At 71.5% G+C, this 4843-nt stretch carries 2 protein-coding genes; both read right to left on the bottom strand.

Annotated features, from left to right (window positions below):
• On the bottom strand, nucleotides 1-1777 hold a 1777-nt coding region (locus QR77_RS29180; RefSeq protein WP_150130590.1), incomplete at its 3' end, for a type I polyketide synthase.
• A gap of 58 nt (nucleotides 1778-1835) precedes the next feature.
• Nucleotides 1836-4843 (bottom strand): type I polyketide synthase (locus QR77_RS29175; RefSeq protein ID WP_160310966.1); only part of this gene is annotated, 3008 nt, incomplete at its 5' end.

The following is a 4843-nucleotide window of genomic DNA, read 5'->3' as shown; positions in this document are numbered from 1 at the left end:
GCAGCTCAGGACCGAACTCCCCACACACCTCATCCAACGCCGCCGCGAACACCGGAAACGCCCCATACAGCCCACGCCCCATCCCCGCCCACTGCGCACCCTGCCCCGTGAACAACACCGCGGAACGCCCCGACCGCACACTCCCCCGCACAGCCAGACCCTCAAGCCCAGCCAGCAGCTCGCCACGATCCGCACCCAGCACCACAGCCCGGTGCTCCAGAGCCGCCCGACCACTCGCCAGCGAGAAGCCGACATCCACCGGGTCGGCCTCGGTGCCGGCAGTCCGTAGCCGCGCTGCCTGGGCTCGTAGAGCCGCGTCCGAGCGACCCGACACCACCCACGGCACCACCGAACCCACCGGCTTAGCCACCACCGGCTCCAGCGCCTCCGATGCCTCCGGCGCCTGCTCCACAATCACATGCGTGTTCGTCCCCGAGATCCCGAAAGCGGACACCCCGGCCCGCAGCGGATGATCCCCCGCCGGCCACGCGCGCGCCTCGGTCAGCAGCTCCACCGCACCCGCCGACCAGTCCACATGCGAGGACGGCTGCCCCACGTGCAGCGTCTTGGGCAGCACACCGTGCCGCATCGCCTGCACCATCTTGATCACACCGGCCACACCCGCTGCGGCCTGCGTGTGCCCGAAGTTTGACTTCACCGAGCCGAGCCAGAGCGGCCGGTCCTCGGTGTGGTCCTGCCCGTACGTGGCGAGCAGCGCCTGCGCCTCGATCGGGTCGCCCAACGACGTACCCGTGCCGTGCGCCTCCACCACATCCACGTCCGCACCCGACAGACCCGCGTCCGCCAACGCCGCCCGGATCACCCGCTGTTGCGACGGGCCGTTCGGCGCGGTCAGGCCGCTCGACGCGCCGTCCTGATTGATGGCGCTGCCCCGTACGACCGCCAGCACCTGGTGCCCGAGCCGCCGCGCGTCGCTCAGCCGCTCCACGACCAGCAGGCCGACCCCTTCCGCCCAGCCTGTGCCGTCCGCATCCTCCGAGAAGGCCTTGCACCGGCCGTCCAGCGCCAGACCCCGCTGCCTGCTGAACCCGATGAATGTGTTCGGTGTCGACATGACGGTGGCGCCGCCTGCCAGCGCGAGCGAGCATTCGCCGCGCCGTAGCGCCTGGACGGCCAGGTGCAGCGCGACCAGCGAGGACGAGCACGCCGTGTCGACCGTCACCGCCGGGCCTTCGAGGCCGAAGGTGTACGAGATACGGCCCGAGGCGACGCTCGCCGCGCTGCCGTTGCCCACGTACGTCTCCATGCCCTCCGGGTACGCGCGGAAGCGGGAGGCGTAGTCGTTGTACATGATGCCGACGAACACACCGGTACGGCTGCCGCGCAGCGACTCGGCGTCGATGCCGGCACGCTCGAAGCCTTCCCAGGCGGTCTCCAGGAGGAGGCGTTGCTGCGGGTCCATGCCCAGCGCCTCGCGCGGCGAGATCCCGAACATCTCCGGGTCGAACTCAGCCGCCTCGTAAAGGAATCCACCCTCACGCGCATACGACGTACCCCGGTGATCCGGATCCGGATCGAAAAGATTCCCCAGGTCCCACCCCCGGTCCGAAGGGAACTCCCCCACCCCGTCCCGACCCTCGGAAACCAACCGCCACAAATCCTCCGGCGACTCCACACCACCCGGATAACGGCAGCTCATCGACACGATCGCGACGGGTTCCTGGGCCTTGTACTCGACCTCCTGGAGGCGGTCCCTGACCCGGTGCAGATCGACCGTCACGCGCTTGAGGTAGTCGCGCAGCTTGTCTTCGTTCATCGGGGTCGTCGCCTTTCTGGGAACGCGTCCGGGAACGGACGCGCCAACGCAGGGAGGGTTAAAGTCCGAGGTCGTTTTCGATGAATGCGAACAGGTCGTCGTCCGTCGCCCCGTCGAGGCGGTCGGCGACGTCGCGTCCGTTCGCGTCGCCGTGTCCGTTCGCGTCGGCGTGTTCGGTGAGCAGGGTCAGGGCGTGCTGGAGTCGCTCGGCGAGCTGCTCGCGTACGCCGTCGTCACCGGCCAGTTCGGGGAGCGCGGTCTCCAGTCCGGCCAGGCCGGCGAGGGCGGTGTCACGCGCGGACTGCTTCTCGTCCCGTACGAGGTGGCCGAGCAGGTGGGTGGCCATCCGGGTCGGGGACGGGTAGTCGAACATCACGGTGGCGGGAAGTCGCAGCCCGGTCGCCGCCGACAGCCTGTTGCGCAGTTCGAGCGCCGTCAGGGAGTCGAACCCCAGCTCCAGGAAGCCGCGTTCGGTCTCGACCTCGCCCGCTCCCTCGTATCCGAGGACCGTCGCCGCTTCTGTCCGTACGAGTTCGGTGACGGTGTGTTCCCGTTCGGTGGCCGACATGGCGGCGAGCCGCCCGTCGAGGCCCGCCGCCTTCGCGGGCGTTGTTCCCGCGGTGGCGGCACGGTCGACGGTGACCGTGGGCCTGGCCGGGCGGCCCAGCAGTCCGCGCAGGATCGGCGGAACCGCGGCGATGTCCACCTGCGCCCTGCGGGATTCGCTCACCAGCCTGGCCGGTACGAGGACCGGCTCGTCGACCGCGCAGGCGATGTCGAACAGGGCCAGGCCCTCCGCGGCCGACAGCGGTTCCAGGCCGCCTCGGGCCATCCGCCGGAAGTCAGCATCGGTGAGCTGCTCCGTCATACCGCTGGGCTGCTCCCACGGTCCCCAGGCGAGCGACAGCGCGGGCAGGCCGAGCGACCCGCGGTGGTGTGCCAGCGCGTCCAGGAAGGTGTTGGCCGCCGCGTAGTTGCCCTGGCCTGGGCCGCCGACCGTACCGGCGAGCGACGAGAAGAGGACGAAGGCCAACAGGTCCATGTCCCGGGTCAGTTCGTCAAGGTTGATCGCCGCGTCGACCTTCGGGCGCAGCACCCCGTCGATCTGCTCGCGGGTCAGCGACGACACCACGCCGTCGTCCACCACACCGGCCGCGTGCACCACACCCCGCAGTGGGTGCGCGGCCGGGATCGAGGCGAGCAGCTCCGCCAGCGCCTCGCGGTCGGCGACGTCGCAGGAGGCGATACGCGCGTCCGCACCAAGTCCCTTGAGTTCGGACAGCAGTTCGGCGGCGCCCTCGGCAGCCGGGCCGCGCCTGCTGGTGATCAGCACGTGGCGTACGCCGTGCTCGGCGACGAGGTGCCGGGCGAGCAGCCGGCCCAGGCCGCCGGTGCCACCGGTGACGAGGTACGTGCCCTCGCTCTCCCAAGTCACCCCGCCCGTGGGCGCCGATACGGCGCCGACCCGGGCCAGGCGCGGTATGTGGACGGCGCCGCCACGTACGGCGACATTCGGTTCACGGCAGGTCATGGCGGCGGCGAGGGCACCGTACGACACATCGTGGTGGTCGAGGTCGAGGAGCGCGAAACGGTCCGGGTTCTCGGCCAGCGCGGACCGGATGAGCCCCCGCACCGGCGCACACGCGAGGTTGTCCTCGACCACACCGTCGGTGCTGCGGGTGACGTAGACCATCCGCGAGCCGGCGAAACGGTCGTCGCCGAGCCAGGTCTGCGCCACATGCAGCGCCCGGTGGGTGGCGTGGTGAACGCGGTCGGTCAGGGAGCCGCCGTGCTCGTCGGTCACGGCGACAACCACCTGGTCGGGAACCAACGCGCCCCCTGTGACCGCCAGTTGCAGCGCCTCGATGTCGGGGTACGAGTCGACTGGCGCTCCGGCCACGGCGAGCGCCTTCACGAGCGGGGCCGGGTCACCGCCCAGCACCGCCCACCGCTCCTCGGCGGAGCCGTCGGCGGCGGTGACCGGCGCCAACACCATGTCGAGCCGGAACAGTGAGTCGTGGTGATGCGTCCGGGCCGCCTTCATCTGGTCGGCGGTGACCGGGCGCAGGATGAGGGACCCGATGGCAGCTACCGGACGGCCGGTGGGGTCGGCGAAGTCGACGGAGACGGTGTCATGTGCGGTCGCCACCAGCCGTACGCGCAGGGAGTCAGCGCCGACGCGCTCCAGTGACACCCGCTCGAAGGAGTACGGGAGGGCGCCACGCCGTGCCACGCCCTCCGCGAAGTTCAAGGTGTGCAGGGAGGCGTCTAGCAGCGCGGGGTGCACACCGAACCGCGCCGCCCCGGCCTGCTCACCGGGCGGCAGGCTCACCTCGGCGAAGACCTCGCCGTCGCGCCGCCACGCGGCCCGTACGCCCTGGAAGGCGGGCCCGTAGGCGAAGCCGGCGTCGGCGAGCGTCCCGTACAACTCGTCCACGGATACGGGTTCGGCGCCCGTCGGCGGCCAGGTCGCCAGGTCGGGAGCGGCCGAGCCGCGACCGGCGACCAACTGCCCGGTGGCGTGCTGTGTCCAGGGCTGGTCCAGTTCGGCGGCGCCGGTCCGGGAGAACACGCGGAACGCCCGGGCCCCCCGCTCGTCCGGTGCGCCTACGGTGAGTTGGAGCTGCACGGCAGCGGTGCCGTCCAGTACGAGCGGCGCCTGAAGCGTCAACTCCTCGATCAGACGGCACCCCACGGCGTCCCCTGCGGCGAGCGTGAGGTCGACGAATGCCGTGCCGGGCACCAACACCGTGTCCAGTACCCGGTGGTCGGCCAGCCACGGCTGGTCGGCGACGGACACCCTGCCGGTGAACACGAACCCGTCGCCGTCCGCGAGCGACACGGCCGCGCCGAGCATCGGATGGTGTACGTCGACCTGCCCGAGGGCGAGCGGATCACCGCCCCGCAGCGGCGCGTCGAGCCAGTAACGCCGGTGCTGGAACGCGTACGTGGGCAGGTCGACGCGACGGCCACCGCCGATGACGTTCGCCCAGTCCACGTCCGCGCCCGACACCCAGAGCCGCGACAGGGCCTCCAGCGCCGTACGCTCGCCGTCCCGGTCGCGCC

Source organism: Streptomyces sp. 150FB (assembly GCF_000818195.1).
Classification (GTDB): Bacteria; Actinomycetota; Actinomycetes; order Streptomycetales; family Streptomycetaceae; genus Streptomyces.
Note: the sequence above shows the minus strand (reverse complement) of the source record. Positions and strands in the feature narration are given on the sequence as shown.